At 67.4% G+C, this 18,008-nt stretch carries 13 protein-coding genes; 5 read left to right on the forward strand and 8 right to left on the reverse strand.

What is annotated here, in order from left to right; all coding sequences use genetic code 11:
* The first annotated feature begins 180 nt into the window (after positions 1-180).
* Positions 181-2,493, forward strand: a complete 2,313-nt coding sequence (locus A9D14_RS11840) for a CDC48 family AAA ATPase (protein ID WP_066846708.1) — start codon at positions 181-183, stop codon at positions 2,491-2,493.
* A 36-nt stretch (positions 2,494-2,529) separates the two neighbouring features.
* Here the strand turns inward: A9D14_RS11840 and A9D14_RS11845 are convergent, their stop codons facing one another.
* On the reverse strand, positions 2,530-3,681 hold the full coding sequence (locus A9D14_RS11845; protein ID WP_083987894.1) for a mechanosensitive ion channel family protein: 1,152 nt from the start codon (positions 3,679-3,681) through the stop codon (positions 2,530-2,532).
* A gap of 56 nt (positions 3,682-3,737) precedes the next feature.
* Positions 3,738-5,051 (reverse strand): sensor histidine kinase, encoded by a 1,314-nt coding sequence (locus tag A9D14_RS11850; RefSeq protein WP_198302015.1) that lies wholly within the window; start codon positions 5,049-5,051, stop codon positions 3,738-3,740.
* A gap of 245 nt (positions 5,052-5,296) precedes the next feature.
* Here A9D14_RS11850 and A9D14_RS11855 point away from each other — a divergent pair, with 245 nt between their 5' ends.
* Positions 5,297-6,895 carry a helicase HerA-like domain-containing protein gene (locus tag A9D14_RS11855; protein ID WP_066846712.1) on the forward strand — a complete coding sequence of 533 codons (1,599 nt, stop codon included), beginning with the start codon at positions 5,297-5,299 and terminating at the stop codon, positions 6,893-6,895.
* Positions 6,896-7,168: 273 nt separating this feature from the next.
* Here the strand turns inward: A9D14_RS11855 and A9D14_RS11860 are convergent, their stop codons facing one another.
* The 4 genes from A9D14_RS11860 to A9D14_RS11875 all read right to left on the reverse strand — a co-directional run bounded on the left by A9D14_RS11860 (position 7,169) and on the right by A9D14_RS11875 (position 11,963).
* Positions 7,169-8,581, reverse strand: a complete 1,413-nt coding sequence (locus tag A9D14_RS11860) for a sensor histidine kinase (RefSeq protein WP_066846714.1) — start codon at positions 8,579-8,581, stop codon at positions 7,169-7,171.
* Between the two features lie 6 nt (positions 8,582-8,587).
* Positions 8,588-9,346 (reverse strand): response regulator, encoded by a 759-nt coding sequence (locus A9D14_RS11865; protein ID WP_066846716.1) that lies wholly within the window; start codon positions 9,344-9,346, stop codon positions 8,588-8,590.
* Positions 9,347-9,385: 39 nt separating this feature from the next.
* On the reverse strand, positions 9,386-9,922 hold the full coding sequence (locus tag A9D14_RS11870) for an EF-hand domain-containing protein (protein WP_066846718.1): 537 nt from the start codon (positions 9,920-9,922) through the stop codon (positions 9,386-9,388).
* A 238-nt stretch (positions 9,923-10,160) separates the two neighbouring features.
* The gene (locus A9D14_RS11875) at positions 10,161-11,963 is read right to left on the reverse strand and encodes an aminopeptidase P family protein (protein ID WP_066849069.1); all 1,803 of its coding nucleotides are present in this window, start codon (positions 11,961-11,963) and stop codon (positions 10,161-10,163) included.
* Between the two features lie 96 nt (positions 11,964-12,059).
* Between A9D14_RS11875 and A9D14_RS11880 the strand changes: the two genes are divergently transcribed.
* Both A9D14_RS11880 and A9D14_RS11885 read left to right on the forward strand, forming a co-directional pair.
* The gene (locus A9D14_RS11880) at positions 12,060-14,207 is read left to right on the forward strand and encodes a S9 family peptidase (protein ID WP_083987896.1); all 2,148 of its coding nucleotides are present in this window, start codon (positions 12,060-12,062) and stop codon (positions 14,205-14,207) included.
* The gene (locus A9D14_RS11885; protein ID WP_198302016.1) at positions 14,204-14,629 is read left to right on the forward strand and encodes an acyl-CoA thioesterase; all 426 of its coding nucleotides are present in this window, start codon (positions 14,204-14,206) and stop codon (positions 14,627-14,629) included. The genes A9D14_RS11880 and A9D14_RS11885 overlap by 4 nt, the downstream gene beginning before the upstream one ends.
* Positions 14,630-14,650: 21 nt before the next feature.
* Here A9D14_RS11885 and A9D14_RS11890 read toward each other — a convergent pair whose 3' ends face one another.
* Together A9D14_RS11890 and A9D14_RS11895 are read right to left on the reverse strand one after the other, a co-directional pair.
* The gene (locus A9D14_RS11890) at positions 14,651-15,352 is read right to left on the reverse strand and encodes a TonB-dependent receptor (protein ID WP_066846722.1); all 702 of its coding nucleotides are present in this window, start codon (positions 15,350-15,352) and stop codon (positions 14,651-14,653) included.
* An 80-nt stretch (positions 15,353-15,432) separates the two neighbouring features.
* Positions 15,433-17,151 carry a GGDEF domain-containing protein gene (locus tag A9D14_RS11895; protein WP_066846725.1) on the reverse strand — a complete coding sequence of 573 codons (1,719 nt, stop codon included), beginning with the start codon at positions 17,149-17,151 and terminating at the stop codon, positions 15,433-15,435.
* 201 nt (positions 17,152-17,352) lie between these two features.
* Between A9D14_RS11895 and A9D14_RS11900 the strand changes: the two genes are divergently transcribed.
* Positions 17,353-17,973 carry a flavin reductase family protein gene (locus A9D14_RS11900; protein ID WP_232468536.1) on the forward strand — a complete coding sequence of 207 codons (621 nt, stop codon included), beginning with the start codon at positions 17,353-17,355 and terminating at the stop codon, positions 17,971-17,973.
* The last annotated feature ends 35 nt before the right edge of the window (positions 17,974-18,008 follow it).

Below are 18,008 nucleotides of genomic sequence, written 5' to 3' on the forward strand. Positions count from 1 at the left end.
GCCCGGCGCCTGCGCGCCCGCCGATGGCCGCCTGCCCCCGTGCGCGATACTCCCCCGTGCGCGATACTTTCGCCGGGCGACCCTTTGCATCCGGCACGCGCGATCCCCATGTCGGCCTTTCCGGACGCCCGATGCTCCGGGCCGATGACATAAGCGAATGGCTGAACTGGGGAATCTTTGATGGCGGATGCGGAAGCGGCGGTGAACGCGCGCGAGGTTAAATTGCAGGTGGCGGCGGCCAAGCAGGAGGAATCGGGCCACGGCATCGCCCGCATCCCGCGTGAAGCGATGGGCAAGATTGGCATCACAGAAGGCGACATCATCGAGATCGAGGGCAAGCGCACCACCCCCGCCCGCGCGCTGCTTCCCTATGCCGAGGACGAGGGGCTGGACGTAATCCGCCTCGACGGGCTGGAACGCGGCAATGCCGAAGTCGGATCGGGCGAGCATGTCATCGTCCGCAAGGCCGAATCGCGCCCCGCCACCCGCGTCGTCTTCGCCCCCGCCCAGCGCGAGATGCGGCTGCAGGGTCCGCCGCAGGCGCTCAAGCGCAATTTCTTCGGCCGTCCGCTGATGCAGGGCGACCTGGTCGCCACCCGCGGCCAGCAGCGCGTGCAGGACATGCCGCCCGAAGTGGCGCGCATGTTCAACGCGCCTGCCTTCGCGCTGACCCAGATCCGCCTGTCGGTGGTATCGACCAGCCCCAAGGGCATCGTCCACATCGACGAGAATACCGAGGTCGAACTGAAGGCCGAGTTCGAGGAACCGCGCGACGCGCGCGCCAGCGTCAATTACGACGACGTCGGCGGCATGGAAGAGACCATCAAGCAATTGCGCGAGATGATCGAACTGCCGCTGCGCTATCCCGAACTGTTCACCCGCCTGGGCGTCGATCCGCCCAAGGGCGTGCTGCTGCATGGCCCGCCGGGCACCGGCAAGACCCGGCTGGCGCAGGCGGTGGCGAACGAATCGGACGCCAATTTCTTCCTGATCAACGGGCCCGAGATCATGGGCAGCGCCTATGGCGAATCGGAAAAGCGCCTGCGCGAAGTGTTCGAGGAAGCCGAAAAGGCCTCCCCCGCGATCGTCTTCATCGACGAGATCGATTCGATCGCGCCCAAGCGCCAGAACGTGCAGGGCGAAGCGGAGAAGCGCCTCGTCGCGCAGCTGCTGACGCTGATGGACGGGCTGCACGCGCGCTCCAACCTGGTGGTGATCGCGGCCACCAACCGGCCCGACGCGATCGACGAGGCGCTGCGCCGACCCGGCCGCTTCGACCGCGAGATCATCGTCGGCGTGCCCGATGAAAAGGGCCGCAAGGAAATCCTGGCCATCCACACCCGCGGCATGCCGCTGGACGACGATGTCGATCTCAGCGAACTGGCCCGCACTACCCACGGCTTCGTGGGTGCGGACCTTGCCGCGCTCTGCCGCGAGGCCGCGATCGAGGCGGTGCGCAAGCTGATGCCGCGGCTCGATCTCGACGCGCGGACGATCCCGCCCGAAGTGCTCGACGACCTGTCCGTCACGCGGCGCGACTTTACCGACGCGCTCAAGGGCATCCAGCCGTCCGCCATGCGCGAAGTCATGGTGCAGGCGCCCACCGTGGGCTGGTCCGACCTCGGCGGGCTGGACCAGGCGGTGGAGATGCTGCGCGAAGGCGTGGAACTGCCCTTGAAGAACCCGCAGGCGTTCAAGCGGCTGGGCATCCGCCCGGCCAAGGGCTTCCTGCTCTATGGCCCGCCCGGCACCGGCAAGACTTTGCTGGCCAAGGCCGTCGCCAAGGAGGCGGAGGCGAATTTCATCTCGATGAAATCGTCCGACCTGCTGTCCAAATGGTATGGCGAAAGCGAGCAGCAGATCTCGCGCCTGTTCGCCCGCGCTCGTCAGGTCGCGCCCTGCGTGATCTTCATCGACGAGATCGACAGCTTGGTCCCCGCGCGCGGCAGCGGCGCGGGCGAGCCGCAGGTGACCGCCCGCGTCGTCAATACCATCCTGGCCGAAATGGACGGGCTTGAGGAGCTGCAATCGACCGTGGTGATCGGCGCGACCAATCGCCCGACGCTGGTCGATCCCGCGCTGCTGCGCCCCGGCCGCTTCGACGAACTGGTCTATGTCGGTGCTCCGGACGAGCCGGGGCGGCTGCATATCCTCAAGATCCACACCTCGAAAATGCCGCTTGGCAGCGATGTCGATCTGGCCGGCGTCGCCGCCAAGACGGAACGCTTCACCGGCGCGGATCTTGAAGACGTGGTGCGCCGCGCCGGCCTCAACGCGATCCGGCGGCAGGGATCCGACGTCACCAGCGTCAGCGCGGCGGATTTCGCCGATGCGCTGGAAGATTCGCGCGCGACCGTCACCGCCAAGATGGAGCAGGAATACGAGCAGATGCGCGGCGAGCTGAAGCGCCGCGCGGCCGAAAGCAATCCCATCGGCTTCATCGCGCCCGGCATGCTGACCAGCAAGCGCGACAACAAGCACGACGGCGATTGATCGAAACGGCGGCGGGGCGAGTGGCCCCGCCGCCGTCTATTGCATCGCCTGCGCGCCGGGCGATCCCGGCTCCGCGCCCGCGCCGCCGTCGCCACCCTGGCTCTCGATCCGCAGAGGTTCTGGCGACACCATGCGCTGGCGCACCAGCGCCTCGGGCATCTCGCTCGCCAGCCACTGGATCAGCGCCTCGCGAATGTCGCAGCGCAGGTCGAACAGCGTGGGCGAATCCTTTGCCGTCATCAGGAAGCGGATCTCGATCGCGTCGCGCGTCAGTTCCGTCACCTGCATATGCTTGACCCGCTGGTCCCAGCGCGCATTGCCCTCGACGAATTCGAAGAATTTCGCGCGGATCGGATCCAGCCTGGTCTGCGGATCGACATAGAGCATCACCGTGCCCAGAAGCTGCGATGTCGTCTTGGTCCAGTTCTGGAATATCTCGTCGAGGAACTTGGACGTGGGCACCACCAGCCGCCGCTCGTCCCAGACCTTCACGACGACATAGGTCATGCGGATCTCCTCGATCCAGCCCCACTCGCCGCCGATGATGACGGCGTCGCCGATGCTGATCGGCTCGGTCAGGGCCAGCTGGAAACCGCCGATCAGCGATTTCAGCGCAGGCTGCGCCGCCGCGCCGACCGCCAGGCCCGCAAGCCCCGCCGACGCCATCAGCGTGATCCCGATGTCGCGCACGCCGGGGATCGACAGCAGCATCAGCGAAATCACGATGAAGACGATGATGAAGGTGCCGATGCGCGAGAAGATCGTCAGCCGCGTGCGCCTGCGCCGCGCATCCAGATTGTCCTCGACCGAGATGTCGGCGCGCATGATCATCGTGTTGATCAGCGCATGGAACAGCGAGATCGCGATCCAGCCGATCAGCGCGGGCATGACGAAGCCCGCCAGCCGCTCCCACACGTCCTGCAGCGCCTCGATCTCGCGCGCGGCAAGCACCAGCGCCAGCGCGATCAGCGCATAGCGCGTGGGCCGCGCGATCCGGCGCAGCACCATGTCGTCGGCGCGGCTGCCGCTGACATGCACCAGACGCCGCATCACGCGGAACGCGATCTGGTGGACGATCAGCGCGATGGCGACGGCGACGATCGCCACGACAAGCGCGATGATCCATTCGGCGGCGCTGTTGCTGCCCACCTGGTCCTGAATCCACGCGCGCAGGGAAGAGGTGCTCATGACGCCAAGGCTAGACAGGCTGATGCTGCATTGCAACACCGGCCCGGTTGGCGCGTTCAGCCGGCTTGCGGGATCCGCATCTCGACCACCATGCGCCCTTCGGTGAAATTGCGGTCGATCTCTCCGCCCAGCTGCCGGGCCGCACTGCGCATCAGCATCGAACCGAAGCCCTCGTGCCCGTCGGGTACCCGGATCGACGGCCTGATCTCGGTCCAGCGCAGCACCACGTCGCTGCCTTCGTGCTGCCAGTGGATCGCGATGGTGCCCTTGTCGCCCTCGCCGTCGCTTGCCCAGGCGCCATATTTGACCGCATTGGTCGCCAGCTCGTGCAGCACCAGCCCGATCGGCGTCGCCTGGCTGGCGGACAGGGTCACGGGATCGCCGCCGATATCGGCCTCGTTCCCGTCGCTGCGATAGGGGGCAAGCACCTTTTCGACCAGCACGCCCATGTCGCCCTCTCCGCCGCCAGCCTCGCCGTCGGGGCCCTGCGTCACGTTATGCGCTTCCAGCAGGGCGTGGATGCGCGCCGCGATATTGTCGACGACCGGCGCCGCCTCGGGCTTGCCGCGCCCGCTCATCCGCACGATGGCCAGGATCACCGCGAACAGGTTCTTGACCCGGTGGTTCAGCTCGCGCGCAAGCAGGTCGGCGCGGTCGCGCGCTTCCTCGAGCTCGGCGGCGCGGCCCGCGGCCACCTCGGCGCGGGCGGCGCGCACGGCCAGCACGAAGCCGAAACCCAGCACCGCCGCCATCAGCGCCAGCGTCAGCACCAGCAGCGGCAGCACCTGCCGCTCCGCGCTGAAGGCCTGGTCCGAAGCCCGGTCCTGCAGCGACCGCTCGACCGCTTCCAGCCGCGACAGCGCATCGCCCAGCCGCTCCATGTAGAGCCGCCCGTCATTGCTCAGGATACGCTGCTGCGCGTCAGCGATCTGTCCCGCCTCGATCAGCTCGACCGTCCGGGAAAGCTCTTCCAGCTTGGTGTCGCCTGCTTGCTCCACCTCGGCCACCAGCCGCGCGATCCGCGCATCGTCGCTTGCCTGCGACAGGCCCTGCAGCCGCCCAAGCGCGCGGGGATAGAGATCGCGCCCGAACTGGTACGACGCCAGATATCGCCGATCGAGCGTGATGAAATAGCCGCGCTGCCCGGTCTCGGCATTGAGAGCGGCGCGGTTGATGTCGCGCAGCGCTGACACGACCTCGGCATAGCGGGCGGTCTGCAGCCGCTCGGCGCGTTCCTTGGAAATGGTCGACCACACCAGCAGGACCGAGAACAATATGCCCAGCGCCATCGCGCCCAGCACCAGCAGCGCGGAGAGCAGGCGGCGTCGCTTGCCCGGCGGCCGGGGCGGCATGGCGGTATCGGATGTCAAGCAGTCCTCCAGAAGTCGGGCGCGGCCGGTGCGGGCGATTATCGTTCGTCCGGCAGGACGGCAGCCCTCTCGGGTGCCTATGGTAATGGGGAATACGATAAATCCAAGTCCCGCCATGCCCGCGCCACTGTGCGCTTGACCGGCAGACCGGGATCGCGGCAAGCACATTGCGGATCAATCAGCGGATCGACAGGGACGACGCGGATCGACAGGAGCGACGCGGATCGACAGGAGCTACAAGGCGCATGGCGGACGGCACGGATCACGACACGGGAAGCATCTTCATCGGGCTGGGCGCCAATGGCGAACGGCAATCGCTGAACCCGAAGCGCGCCAATCGCCACGGGCTGATCGCGGGGGCGACCGGCACCGGCAAGACGGTGACGCTGCAGGGGCTGGCCGAAAGCTTTTCCGCGCGCGGCGTGCCGGTGTTCCTGGCGGACGTGAAGGGCGATCTGTCGGGCATCGCCTTGCCGGGCTCCGCGACGTTCAAGCATGCCGAAAAGCTGGAAAGCCGCGCGCGCGAACTGGGCATGGACGATTATGCCTATTCGGACAATCCGGTGGTGTTCTGGGACCTGTTCGGCGAGCAGGGGCACCCGATCCGCACCACCATTTCCGAAATGGGCCCGCTGCTGCTGGCGCGGCTGCTGAACCTCAACGACACGCAGGAGGGCGTGCTCAATATCGCGTTCCATTATGCCGACGAACAGGGCCTTCTGCTGCTCGACCTCGACGATCTTCAGGCGATGCTGGTTCATTGTGCCGAGAATGCGTCCGCGCTTTCGGCCAAATACGGGAATGTGTCGAAGGCCAGCGTCGGCGCGATCCAGCGGAGCCTGCTGTCGCTGCGCACACAGGGCGGCGACATGTTCTTCGGCGAACCCGCGCTTGAGATCGACGATTTCCTGACCGTCGACGAACAGGGGCGCGGCACGGTCAATGTGCTCGCCGCCGACCGGCTGATGCGCAGCCCCAAGCTCTATGCCACCTTCCTGCTGTGGCTGCTGTCCGAACTGTTCGAGACGCTGCCCGAAGTCGGCGATCCCGAAAAGCCCGTCCTCGTCTTCTTCTTCGACGAGGCGCACCTGCTGTTCGAGGATGCCCCCAAGGCGCTGGAGGACAAGATCGAGCAGGTCGTGCGTCTGATACGATCGAAGGGCGTCGGCGTCTATTTCGTGACGCAGAACCCGATCGACATCCCGGAGGAGATCGCGGGCCAGCTGGGCAACCGCGTGCAGCACGCATTGCGCGCCTTCACCCCGCGCGACCAGCGCGCGATCCGGGCAGCGGCCGAGACGTTCCGCATCAATCCCGACCTCGACGTCGCGGCGGCGATTACCGAGCTGAGGACCGGCGAGGCGCTGGTCTCGACATTGCTCGAGGATGGCGCGCCCTCCGTCGTCCAGCGCACTCTGGTCAAGCCGCCGCGCTCGCGCCTCGGTCCGATCACCGCGAAGGAACGGGCGATCATCCAGTCGGTCAGCCCGGTCGAGGGCAAGTACGACACCGCCGTCGACCGCGAAAGCGCCGAGGAAGTGCTGCTCGCCAAGGCCGCCGATGCCGCCGCGACGGCCGAGGAAGTCGAGGAAAAGGGCCGCGAGCAGGTGGCGAAGCGCCCGCGCAAGACCACCAGCCTGTGGGAAAGCGCCGGCAAGGCCGCGGCGGGCGCCGCCGCCAGCAGCGCCGCCGCCGTCATCGCCGCCAGGGTCCGCGGCCGCAAGAGCAGCGCCAGCGCCACCCGCAGCGCCGCCAGCGCGGCGGCAGGCACCATCGCGTCCGGCCTTGGCGGCGCGATCGCGGGACGCTTCGTGCGCAATCTGATCGGCGGGTTGATGCGTTAGGGTCGGGGTTCCTCAGACGCCGGGCGGCCCCCATCCGGGGGCCTTCGATTCCCTCGCATAAGCTCGGGCGCGCGTTCGCGCTTGCCGGAGTCGCTTCGCGCCCGGAAGTCCCCGCGCGATAGCTTTATGCCAGGACTCAAAAACTTGGCGCGCAGCGGCTCCCGCAAGGCCGAACGGCCGCCGCGCATTATTGGCGCGAAGCCAGGCGGCCCGAATGGGCCGCGCCCGGCGTTTGAGGGGCCAAACAAAGATTCCCCGCGTTTCAGGACCAAATCAAACAGGCAGCGCCAGTTCCGCGACGATCCCTCTCTTGCCATCGGTCCTGTTGGTGATGCTCAGCGTGCCGCCGTGCTGTTCGGCGATCGCGCGGGCCAGCGTCAGGCCCAGCCCCGCGCCGCCGGTGCCGCGATTGCGCGACGGGTCGCCGCGCCGGAAGGGCTCCATCATGAAGGCGATCTCGTCGTCGGGGATGCCCGGCCCCTCGTCCTCGACCCGCACCACCGCCTGCCCGCCGCGCTTCTCGACGCACACCTCGCAGCCGCCTGCATAGCGCAGCGCATTGCCGACCAGGTTGCGCAGCGCGCGCCGCAGCCATGTGGCGCGCAGCGGCAGCACCACGCGGCTGGTGTCGCCCAGCACGACATTCTCGCCCATGTCTTCGTATTCCTCGACCACGCTGGCGACCAGCGCGGACAGCTCGGTCACTTCCAGCGGATCGGACGGCCGGCCCACGCGGGCGAGCGAGAGGATGTCGTCGAGGCTGTCGGAAATATCCTTGATCGTGGCGGCCAGCGCGGCGCGCTCGGCATCGTCGTCGACGCATTCGATCCGCACGCGCAGGGCCGCCAGCGGGGTCTTCAGATCGTGACCGATCGCGCCCAGCATCACGTCCTTTTCGTCCAGCAGCGCGCCGATCCGCGCTTCCATCCGGTTATGCGCCGCGATCAGCCGCCTGGTATCGCGCGGCCCCTGCGGCTCGACCTGTCCAGCGGGAGGAGACGCCGGATTGGCGGCGAAGGCCTCCACCCGCCGCGTCAGCGCGCCCAGCGGCCCGGTGATGCGCCGCAGCACCAGCGCCACCACGCCGACCAGCACCAGATAGATCAGCAAGGTCTGCGCGATCAGCGGCCAGCCCAGCGCCCGCGCGCGCGGCGGTTCGAACACCCGCGCCAGGATCAGCCCGTCGCCCGGCGTCATGCGCACCGCGGCTATCGTCACCCGCGCAGGGCGCGGAAAATCGCGCATGCGCCGCTCGGCAAAGCCCGCGGCGCGCTCGTCATCGTCGAGGCTGCGCGAAAAGACCGCCAGCTGCGCCGCCGCAATGCCCTGCCCGCGCAGGATCGAATCCAGCCGGGCGGTCAGGTCGTCGTCGATCAGGTCGCCCTCGCGCCGCGCCAGGGCGCCGACCTGTTCCAGCCGCATCGGCCCGAACCCGCCGCGCGGCCCGCGATGGGTGCCGCGCATATGGCTGCCCCACCAGCGCCCGGCGCGCCGCTCGCCGCTTTCGGCGATCATCCGGCCCGCGATGATGCGAAAGGCCAGCGCATGCGCGGTCTCGGCCTCGGCCCGCTCCACCTGGGCGCGCCACACCAGCACCGCGCCCACCGCCTGCGCCACCAGCAGCGCCGCCGCGATGGCCAGCAGCACCTGCCCCTGAAGGCTTCTGGGGCCGATCCGGCGCAGCATGGCCGCTTACCCCTCGTCGCTGACGGAATCGTGCCGCGTCACATCGGCGGCCAGCATGTATCCGCCGCCCCGCACCGTCAGGATCAGCTGCGGATCGGTGCGGTCGGGCTCGACCTTGCGGCGCAGGCGGCTGATCGCATTGTCGACGCTGCGGTCGAAGAGATGCGCCTCGCGCCCCTGCACCATGTCGAGCAGCCGGTCGCGGTCCAGCACCTGCCTAGGATGGTCGAGAAACGCCTTCAAAAGCCGGAACTCGGCCGAGGATATCGCGACCACCGCGCCTTCGGGATCGGTCAGCCGCCGCTTCAGCGGATCCAGCCGCCAGCCCTCGAACCCATAGTCGCGCTCGATCGCGGGCATGGCTTCCGCACGCGCAGAGCGGCGTAGCACCGAGCGGATGCGCGCGACCAGCTCGCGCGGCTCGAACGGCTTCACGACATAATCGTCCGCGCCGATTTCCAGCCCGACGATCCGGTCGGTCGCCTCGCCCCGCGCGGTCAGCAATATGACCGGCAGGCTGCGCGTCTCGACCAGGTGGCGGCACAGCGACAGCCCGTCCTCGCCCGGCATCATGATGTCGAGCAGCACCAGGTCTGCCGGCCCGTCCTGCAGCATCGAGCGCGCCTTCGCGGCACTCTCCGCCTCGCGCACGGTGAAGCCCTGCTTGCCGAGATAGGCGGCCAGCGGCTCGCGCAGCGCCTGTTCGTCATCGACCAGCAGGATGCGGTCGGGCAGCGAACCAATGCCCTGGGGCGCGGAAGCCATCAGCCTCCGCGCCCCGTATGGTCGTTGGGTGCTGCGGCGCTAGCTGGCATCGCCCACGCCCCGGTGGCTGCGCATCGTCTCGCGCGCGGCCTGGCGTTCCCGGGCGGTGACGGTGCCGTCGCCATCGGTATCCATCATGGTGAAATGCCGGGTGTGCACCGCGTCGAACTCGGCCTTGGAGACCGCGCCGTCGCCATTCGCATCGGCCATTTTCATCATGCCGCCGCCCATCATGCCGCCCCGCATCTTGCCGTGATGGCCGCGATGGCCTCGCTCGCCGTCTCCGCGCGCCATGCGCTCGCCGCGGGCCGCGAACTCCTCGGGGCTGAGCGCGCCGTCGCCGTTCGTGTCCAGCCGTTCGAAACGCGCCTGCTGCCGCGCCTCGCGGTCGGCGGCATCGATCTTGCCGTCGCCGTTCGCATCCATGCGGGCGAACATCGCCTCGGACCGCGCCTCGGCATCGGCCATCGTCATGTCGGCTTTACGGTCCATGGGCCGGTCCGCGGGCTGGGCGGCAAAAGCCGCGCCGCCGACCGCGATCAGGGCCGCACCAGCGGCCAGGATGGTCTTTCTCATGGGACTTGCCTCTCTCGCCTATGCACCGATCGGGGCGGCGCCTTGAAACGGGTGAAGCCGCGGAAAGAACCGTCGGGCTTGGGGGAGGGGGACATCAGGGACAAACCCGGTTGCGGAACCCCCGCGACTTCTGAGGATCGTTATACGCCCCCGATGTCGCAGGATTATCCCCGCGCCCGGCCGATTTGTCGCATTTGGTATCAGCCGGGCGGGGTCGTTCATTTGACCGAAATCCGCGTCAGCCCAGTGGCGCGGTCTGCGCCTCCAGCCATGCCAGATCCTCGCCCGACAGCTGCGGCGCGACGATCTCGCGCACCCTGGCGTGATAGGCGTCCATCCACGCGATCTCGGCATCGGTCAGCAGCGACAATTCGATCAGCGTGCGGTCGATCGGCACGAAGGTCAGCGTCTCGAAGCCCAGCATGGCGTTCTCCGCGCCCTCGATGGCGCGTTCCTCGACCAGCACCAGGTTCTCGATCCGGATGCCGTATTCGCCCGCCTTGTAATAGGCCGGCTCGTTCGAACAGATCATGCCCGCGATCAGCGCCTGATCGACCGCGCGGGTCGAGATGTTCTGCGGCCCTTCGTGCACCGCGAGATAGCTGCCCACGCCGTGCCCGGTGCCATGCGCGTAATCGAGGCCCGTTTCCCACAGATACTGCCGCGCCAGAACGTCGATCTGGTGCCCGGTCGTGCCTTCGGGGAACACCGCGCGGTCCAGCGCGATATGGCCCTTCAGCACGCGGGTGAAACGCTCGCGGATCTCCTGCGGCGGCGCATCGGGCCCGACCCAGATCGTGCGGGTGATGTCGGTGGTGCCATCGGGATACTGCCCTCCCGAATCGACCAGATAGACGCTGTTGGGCTCAAGGGCGCGATTGCTCTGCTCGCTCACCCGGTAATGCGGGCTGGCGCCATTGGGGCCAGAGCCCGAGATCGTGTCGAACGACAGGTCGCGTAGCTGGCCCGTCTCCTCGCGGAAACCGCGCAGCTTCGCGGCGGCGGACAATTCGTCGACCTTGCCCTGCGGCGCGTCATTCGACAGCCAGTGAAGGAAACGCGACACCGCCGCGCCGTCGCGGCTCTGCGCGCTGCGGTGGCCGGCCTTCTCCGCCTCATTCTTGACCGCCTTGGGCAGCACGACCGGATCGGTCGCCTTGACGATTGTCGCGCCCGCCGCGTTCAGCGCGGCAAAGATCGCCTCCACCCCGCGCACCGGATCGACCGCGACGGTCTTGCCCGCATAGTCCGCCAGCGCGCCTTCGAAATCCAGCCGGGGGCGCAATGCGACATGGTTGCCCAGATGCTGCTTCAGCTCGCCGTCCACCTTCTCGGGCGCGATAAACAGTTCGGCGCTGCCGTCGCGCTTCACTACCGCGAATGACAGCGCGACCGGCGTACGGTCCACGTCCTTGCCGCGCAGATTGAACAGCCAGGCGATCGAATCGAGCGCGGTGATCACCACCGCATCGGCGTCGTTCTCCTCCAGCCACGCCGCGACATCCTCGCGCTTGGCGCTGCTGGCCTTGCCCGCAAGATCGTCGGGATGCGGCACGGCGGCGGCGGCGGAGGGCTCGGGCCGGTCCTGCCACACCGCGTCGATGGGATTGTCGGCGACCGCGACCAGCGTGGCGCCCTTCTTCTCGACCGCCTTCTTCAATTGCTGCGCCTGCCCATGCGCGTGCAGCCAGGGGTCGAAGCCGATGCGCTGCCCCGCCTTCACGTTCCTGGCCAGCCAGTCCGCGGGCGAGGTCGCGGGCACGCCGACATAATCCCACAGCTTCCCGTCCACCTGCTCGCGCACCTGCAGCGTATAGCGGCCATCGGTGAAGATCGCGGCTCCATTCCCGCCTTCCTTCGACGTCAGCACGATGGCCGAGCCTGCGGACCCGCCGAACCCCGTCAGCCATTCCAGCCGCTGTGCATAGGCGCCGACATATTCGCTCATGTGCTCGTCGCACAAAGGCACGACGAAACCGTCGAGTTCGCGGCGCTTCAGCTCGTCGCGAAGGGCGGCGAGTCGGGCTTCGTGGGTCTGCATCAACATGGGAAATTCCTGAAACGATTGGGGGTCTGCCTTGCGGCTTGCATGCACCGAACATAGTTTCATGCCGCGACGAGTTCCACCCGCAGACGCATGGCGCCCCTGCGGATCACCAGAATATCACAGAAAGCAGGCCGCCCCGTGACCGAGACCGCCAATAATGTTGCTTCCCCGATTGCCCCCCTCGCCCCCAAGAAGCCGCACAGCTTCACCCATCACGGCATCACGGTCGAGGATCCCTATGCATGGCTGCGCGACCCCGGCTATCCCAAGGTCGAGGACGAGGACGTCCTGAACCACCTCAAGGCCGAGAACGCCTGGTTCGAAAGCCGCATGGCCCCGCAAGAGGGGCTGACCGAGACACTGTTCGCCGAGATGCGCGCCCGCATCAAGGAGGACGACAGCTCGGTCCCGCAGAAGGACGGCGACTGGTACTACTGGGTCGAATTTGAAAAGGGCGCGCAATACAAGCAGTGGTGGAGGAAGCCCGCCGCCGGAGGCCGCGACGGGACCGAGGGCAGGCAATTGCTGCTGGACGAAGTCGCGCTGGCCGAGGGCAAGGACTACTTCAACCTCGGCAGCTTCTCGGTCTCCACCGATGGCACCAAACTGGCCTATTCCGCCGACACCGACGGCTCCGAACGGTTCGAGGCGCGGATCAAGGACCTCGCCACCGGCGAACTGCTGACCGACACGATCCCCGGCACTTTGGGCAGCCTGATCTGGACCGCGAACGACACGAAGATCGCCTATTCGCTGGCGAACGAGCAATGGCGCACCGACAATGTCCGCCTCCACACGCTGGGCACGCCGGTCGACCAGGACATCGAGATCTTCCACGAGGACGACGAGGGCTTCCGCTGCGGCGCATCGCTGTCGGCCAACGAGCAATGGCTGCTGATCGGCACCTCGGACCATGAAACGAGCGAGGTCCGCATCGTCCCCGCCGCCGACCCCACCGCCGAACAGCTGCTGGTCAAGACGCGGCAAAAGGGCGTCGAATATGAAGTCGACGTCAGGGGCGACACGATCTTTGTCCTGACCAATGACGACCACGTCAATTTCCGCCTCGCCAGCGCGCCGCTGGCAAACCCCGGCGAGTGGACCACGCTGATCGCCGGATCGGACGAATTCTACATCACCGGCTTCGAGCTTTTCGAAAAGTTCTACGTGGTCGAAGGCCGCCGCGCGGGCCTCGACCAGATCGAGATCCGCGACTACGCCGACCCCGCGAAAATCAACCCGGTCGATTTCCCCGAGGAAAGCTATGTCGCCGCCATGGGCAATAATCCCGAATGGGACATGGATGTGCTGCGCATCGGCTACAACTCGATGGTCACCCCCTCGACCGTCTATGACTATGACGTGGCGAGCGGCGAGCTTGCCGTGCTCAAGGTGCAGGAAATCCCCTCGGGCTATGATGCCGCGCAATATCGCACCGAACGCGTCGTCATCACCGCGCGCGACGGGACCGAAGTGCCCGTCTCGCTGATGATGCGCGCCGACACGCCGCTGGACGGAAGCGCGCCGCTGCACCTTTACGGATATGGCGCATACGGCATCGCCATGCCGCCCTATTTCTCGACGGCGCGGCTGTCCTTGGTGGACCGGGGCTTCATCTATGCCATCGCGCATATTCGCGGCGGCGACGACCTGGGCCGCCAGTGGTATCTCGACGGCAAGCTGGACAAGCGGACCAATGCGTTCAACGATTTCGTCGACGTGGCCAAGGGCCTGATCGAGCGCGGCTACACGTCGAAGGGCCGCGTTACCGCCTCGGGCGGATCGGCGGGCGGAGAGCTGATGGGCGCGATTCTCAATTCCGATCCCGATTTGTGGGGCGCGATCGTGGCGCATGTGCCCTTCGTCGATGTCCTCTCCACCATGCTCGACGCCTCGCTGCCGCTCACCCCCGGCGAATGGCCGGAATGGGGCAACCCGATCGAGGATGCCGCCGCCTTCGCCCTGATCCAGAGCTACAGCCCATACGACCAGGTCCGCGCGCAACCCTATCCGCCGCTGCTGGTGACCGCCGGCCTCAACGATCCGCGCGTCACCTATTGGGAACCCGCCAAATGGGTCGCCAAACTGCGCGAGCTGAAGACCGACGACAACGAGCTGCTGCTGAAGGTCAACATGGGCGCGGGCCATGGCGGCAAGTCGGGCCGCTTCGATTCGCTCAAGGAAACGGCCGAGGAATTCGCCTTCATCCTGTGGCAGATGGGCATGGCCGAGGCATGAGCGGCGCCCCGGTTTCCATCTGGCGCATGACATTCACCGCCGGCCCCGAACATATCGATTTCATGGGCCATGTGAACAATGCGATCTGGCTGACCTGGGTGCAGGAAATCGCGGGCGCCCACTGGGAAGCGGTCGCCCCGCGCGAGCATGTCGAAGGCTATCTATGGGTCGCGATCCGGCACGAGATCGACTACCGCGGCAATATCGCCGAGGGGGAGAGCGTCATCGCCGAAACCCGCATCGAACGGGGCCCCACGGGCGCCCGCTTCGAACGGCTGGTGGACTTCTTCCGCAATGAAGGCGGCGAACCGGCGGGCAAGCCCATCGTCTCGGTCCGGTCCAACTGGGGCATGATCGACAGGGCGACCCGCCGCATCATGCGCATCCCGCCAGAGGTGGCCGCGCCCTTCGTGGCGAATTAGCGCTGCTTCGGGGCCGGTCCGTCATGGCCGCGGGACGATGACCAATCTGTAGGGCACATAGAGCATGACCTCGGCCAGCCCGGCGCGGGTCCATTGCACGGGCATGTTCAAACCCTCGATCGTCACGGCGTAATCGGGGCCCATCTTCGCGGCCATCGCGCGGGCATCGTCCATCACCCTGTCGGCGATCTGGGCGCGATATCGATCGGGGCCCACGATCGACAGCGAGGGGTCGTCCAGCAGGTCCATCTCGGCCCGGCCCGTCTCGGGCACCGCCTCGACATAGGCCTCGATCCGGTCCTGCGCCGCCGCGCCCCCTTCCGATCCGCCCAGCGGAGCCTTTACCAGGAAGGCGATCTTCTGGCTGTCGGGCCGGGAATCGTTGCCGAGCGGAAGATCCTCAATGTTGCCGGGCGTGATAGGCGTCAGGATGTAGTCACCATAGGCCAGCTGCACGCCGTGCCTGCCGGCAAGCTCGACCGCCGTTCGCAGCATCCCGCGAATTTCGGCGGCCCGCTGCCGGGGATCGCGCGTATCGCCTCGAATGACCACCTGTTGCACCAGGAAATCCGCCGTGCGGCGCAGCCCCACCGCGGGCATGTCGTTCTCGTAACCGTCCTGATCGATCCGGCTGGCGGTCACGACCACTTCCTGGGAAGCAAGGTCCTGCGCGAACGAAGGCGTTGCCGCGACCAGGGATAAAACTGCCAGCCAGCATCTCATGTCACGGGCCCATGCAAGATTTCGTTTGAGAAAATGGTTACGCCGACGCGGCCGCCAGTCAATCGGATCGGGTGCCGCGCCTACCCCCCGACTCCCGCGGCCCGCCGTTCCCCGGCGCGCCGCTCGCTCTTGCGCCGCCGCACCGGTGCGTCGAACAGCTGGATGCGCTCGCTCAGCATGCGGTTGCGGCCGCTGTTCTTGGCTTCGTACAGCAGGCGGTCGGCATGGGCATAGACCCGGCGCAGCGTCGTCGCCACGCCCGGCGTCGTATCGACCAGCCCCAGCGAGGCGGTGATCGGCGCGTCGATCCCGTCGATCTCGTTCACGATGCGGATCGAGATCGCCCGCCGCATCCGCTCGGCCCGCTCGACGATGTCGGGCCCGCGCATCAGCATCAGGAATTCCTCGCCCCCAAGGCGGAAGCTGATCGTGTCGGGATCGCTCGACAACGCGGCCGCCGTTTCCTGCAGCACCCGGTCGCCCATCGCGTGGCCGTACTGGTCGTTCACCCGCTTGAAATGGTCGAGGTCGATCACCGCCAGCGCGGTATAGCCGTCGGCGCGAAGATCGGGATAGCGCGCCTCAAGCGCCCGGCGGTTGAACATGCCCGTCAACGCGTCGCGGTCCACCAGCGAGGCCAGCGAATCGATCCGCGCCTCCGCCTTGTCTCGGTCGCGGCGCAGCACCTCGAAGCGGTCGACCACGCCCAGCGCCGCCAGCACGATCTCGAACGCCAGCGTCAGATAGATCAGCTGGTCGCCCCAATGCGGCACCGCATACAGCCCGAAGCTTCTCACGATACGCTCGAGCCCCAGGGCGATGATCGGCGCCCAGCCATAGATCTGGAACCACACCGCCCGGCTGCGCCGCCTTGCCGCCTGCCACATGACCGCCAGGAACAGCGCGATGATCGGCAGGAAGCCGACCAGATAGAGCTTGTTGCCAAGGTCGCGCGTCGCCTCGATCGGCAGGCTGGCCCATGTGCCGAAGATCAGCGTGGCGACTCCCGTCCCCACCAGCAGGTCGCGCATCCGCCGGCTGATCGCATGCGGCTCGATGAAATTGGCGCAGAACGCCGCGCCCGCCGCGACCATGCACAAAAAGGTCATATGGTTCAGGAATGCCAGCGCGCCGATCCCCAGGTTGGCGAACCGGTGGATGATCCCGCTCGACACCAGCAGATAGGCGTTCATGCCCAGCACCATCGCCATGTGCCACAGGATGAACCGCTCACGCAGTACGAGGTAGAACGCGTAATTATAGATCAGCGGCGCGAACAGCAGGCCGATCAGCATGGCCAGCAGGATCAGCATATGCGGCGACCAGCCCAGCGTCCCCTTGTCGCCCGTCGCCCGCTGCACGGCGCCTTCGGCCATCATTGCGCTGCTGCCCGCGCGCTCGACCGCCACCAGCACCGATGTCGCGTCGCCGGCATCGGGCAGCGGTATCGCGAAATTCGCGCCGTTCACGAATAGCCGGATGTCGTCCATCGCATAGCTGCGCCGCTGCAGGACCCGCTCGCCCGCCAGGGTGATCAGCGTGATCCGGTCGAACCGCGATATGCTGGTGACGAAATGGGTCGCCCCGTCCGCGGCGCGCAGGTCTTCGGGCAGGAAGTGCAGCCAGCCGCGCGTCGCCCCCGATCCGTAATCCAGGGATCCGCATGTCCACGGTATCGCGGCCAATTGCGCCGCGGAAACAAGCTGCTCTGGCGCGATGCCGCCGTCTGCATGGCAACTGGCGCGTATCGCCGTCTGCGCCCGCGCCTCTGCCGAGACGAAGAGCGCAATGACCAGCAACAAGGCTGTCGATGCGAATCTGCGAAGCCGGCCCCACATGTCTGCATATTCGCACTGCAGCCCTACGGACCGGTTAACGGCGTGCCCGGTTGGGGCAACAATTGTACAGGCTGGCGCATTATCCGGTAGTTTATTGCGATTTCGGCGGCGCTCTGGTCATCGCGTGCGGCACTCGCTACCTCTCGTCTCATGCAATTCGACATGAAATCGCTGGCCCCGGCGGATCGCTACCGCCTGCTGGTCAACACCGTCACCCCGCGCCCGATCGCCTGGGTCGTCAGCCGCAACGCCGACGGCCTGCTGAACGCCGCGCCCTACAGCTTCTTCAACGTGCTGGGCAGCGAACCGCCGCTGTGCGTGCTGGGCATCGGCCAGCGGGCCGAGGGCGATCCCAAGGACACCGCGCGCAATATCGTGGAATCGGGCGAGTTCACCGTGAACCTGGTGGGCGAGCATGACACGCGCATCATGGTCGACACTGCCGCCGAAGCACCCCGCGACGTCAGCGAGATCGACGTGCTGGGCATCACCACGCGCCCCGCCAGCCTGGTATCGACGCCGCTGATCGCCAGCGCCCCCGCGGCGCTGGAATGCCGGCTGTGGAAGCCGATCGACACCGGCGGCAATTTCACCATCATCCTGGGCGAGATCCTGGCGCTGCACATCGGCGACGAGTTCCTGTCCGGTCCCGACGACCGCCCCCGCGTCGATACCGAGGCGATGGGCCTGGTCGGCCGCGCGTTCGGCGCCGGCGGCTATATCCGCAACAAGGACACGTTCGAGGAAGCGCGCGTCGGCTGGCCGGTGCCGGACCGGGGCTGAGCTCCTTTCGGCAGCCGCCTTCCGGACTCCCGTCC

Source organism: Croceicoccus marinus (genome assembly GCF_001661675.2).
Lineage (GTDB): Bacteria > Pseudomonadota > Alphaproteobacteria > Sphingomonadales > Sphingomonadaceae > Croceicoccus > Croceicoccus marinus.

Bases quoted from the DNA above. Each gene is read 5' to 3' on its own strand.
- A9D14_RS11840 (WP_066846708.1), top strand. From the start codon at position 181: ATGGCGGATGCGGAAGCGGCGGTGAACGCGCGCGAGGTTAAATTGCAG.
- A9D14_RS11845 (WP_083987894.1), bottom strand. From the start codon at position 3,681: ATGAGCACCTCTTCCCTGCGCGCGTGGATTCAGGACCAGGTGGGCAGC.
- A9D14_RS11855 (WP_066846712.1), top strand. From the start codon at position 5,297: ATGGCGGACGGCACGGATCACGACACGGGAAGCATCTTCATCGGGCTG.
- A9D14_RS11860 (WP_066846714.1), bottom strand. From the start codon at position 8,581: ATGCTGCGCCGGATCGGCCCCAGAAGCCTTCAGGGGCAGGTGCTGCTG.
- A9D14_RS11865 (WP_066846716.1), bottom strand. From the start codon at position 9,346: ATGGCTTCCGCGCCCCAGGGCATTGGTTCGCTGCCCGACCGCATCCTG.
- A9D14_RS11870 (WP_066846718.1), bottom strand. From the start codon at position 9,922: ATGAGAAAGACCATCCTGGCCGCTGGTGCGGCCCTGATCGCGGTCGGC.
- A9D14_RS11875 (WP_066849069.1), bottom strand. From the start codon at position 11,963: ATGCAGACCCACGAAGCCCGACTCGCCGCCCTTCGCGACGAGCTGAAG.
- A9D14_RS11880 (WP_083987896.1), top strand. From the start codon at position 12,060: ATGGCGCCCCTGCGGATCACCAGAATATCACAGAAAGCAGGCCGCCCC.
- A9D14_RS11885 (WP_198302016.1), top strand. From the start codon at position 14,204: ATGAGCGGCGCCCCGGTTTCCATCTGGCGCATGACATTCACCGCCGGC.
- A9D14_RS11890 (WP_066846722.1), bottom strand. From the start codon at position 15,352: ATGAGATGCTGGCTGGCAGTTTTATCCCTGGTCGCGGCAACGCCTTCG.
- A9D14_RS11900 (WP_232468536.1), top strand. From the start codon at position 17,353: ATGAAATCGCTGGCCCCGGCGGATCGCTACCGCCTGCTGGTCAACACC.